Consider the following 643-nt stretch of genomic DNA (forward strand, 5'->3'; position numbering starts at 1 on the left):
CGTTTAGGCAGGACACTATGGAAAAAATGGTCAGGCTATCATCGGCGAAGTTGGTTGAAACTAAGATGCACTGCATTAAATTATTAGGAGATAAACTCAGCGCAAGGAGTTTTGATAGCCAAGTGAATGAAATTCATGCACGTGTAGCAGTCCTCAACAGATTTACGGAATCAGGTCGACCATTTACCCAAGTTACGCCTTAAATTTGGCTCAATTAGGGGCGCTTTGCATTTCAAATCTTTGTGCAACAAAGCCCTTTGAAAGCGTAAAACTTTCATTGAGAACAACAATGGGTATAGACAGGGACAGTACGAGTTGAGGTGAAACAATAATATTAGTTGTTTTTTAGTTGAACCTTTTTTTGTCAATCGAATTGTTTTTAGTTCAAACATGATGAAGTTTATGAATTAAAATTTAATTCAACATATCATATTTATCTAATTAAAGGATAGTACTTTAACTTATTGAAATCAGGTGAGTGTAAGGGATATATGAAGTTATTGTTTGGTATACTTCGCTTAACATAATCAATATTATACGAAATCAGTTTGTTAGAACCCATTTAAAGTGTCTATATTCTCACCAATAAAAATGTCTGGTTTATGATGGTTTTTATCACCATGGACTGGATATAAAATATAGA

Annotated in this window: 1 pseudogene; it reads left to right on the top strand. The window is 33.6% G+C overall.

The features are described from left to right. Positions 1-203 (top strand): annotated as a pseudogene (locus F890_RS18445) (IS5/IS1182 family transposase); the annotation flags it as partial. Positions 204-643: the final 440 nt, after the last annotated feature.

The organism is Acinetobacter sp. CIP 64.7, assembly GCF_000369745.1.
Taxonomy (GTDB): Bacteria; Pseudomonadota; Gammaproteobacteria; order Pseudomonadales; family Moraxellaceae; genus Acinetobacter; species Acinetobacter fasciculus.